1 pseudogene is annotated in these 642 nt (G+C 39.3%); it reads left to right on the top strand.

Annotated features, from left to right (window positions below):
• A pseudogene (locus ACGHIN_RS17315) lies at window positions 1–642 on the top strand (RHS repeat-associated core domain-containing protein); the annotation flags it as partial.

Raw genomic sequence — 642 nt, 5'->3', positions numbered from 1 at the left:
ATTACGGAAAACTTTGTATATGATGCCCAGAACAGGCTTCTTATCCATAAACACCAGATTGACAGCAATCCTGTGGAAGTACTAAGCCAGAATGTGTATAACGACCTTGGACAGCTGGAAGTGAAAAAAGTAGGAAATACCCTTACTTCACCGCTACAAACGGTTAATTATACCTATAACATCCACGGTAAGCTAACGAAAATCAATGATCCGGATAACCTGGGTAGTGATTTATTCGGATATAAGATCAATTATAACCAGGTAGAAGGGCTGGAAACCCCTAATTCCGATTTTACCGATCTGAAGGTAAAAGCCAGATATAACGGGAATATTGCCGAAGTAGCCTGGAAAACCCTTACACAGGAAAATGAACCGCTTAAAAGATATGGCTATGTCTATGATAATCTCAACAGGTTAAGTGCAGGATTCTATCAAAAAGCAGGAAGTGAATCTGCTAAAGAATATTTTGAAAAGATTGAGTATGATATCGACGGAAGCATCACTAGATTAAAAAGATCGGAAGGAGTTGTATCCGGAAACAGCTTTGCCACCATGATCGATAACCTGAAATATGAGTATAACGGGAATAAGCTGACCAAAGTAACCGATGAACAGCAAAACCCGTCCGGTTATCCTTATATA

The organism is Chryseobacterium barbadense (assembly GCF_042849955.1).
GTDB lineage: Bacteria > Bacteroidota > Bacteroidia > Flavobacteriales > Weeksellaceae > Chryseobacterium.
This window is presented reverse-complemented; position numbering and strand designations above follow the sequence as displayed.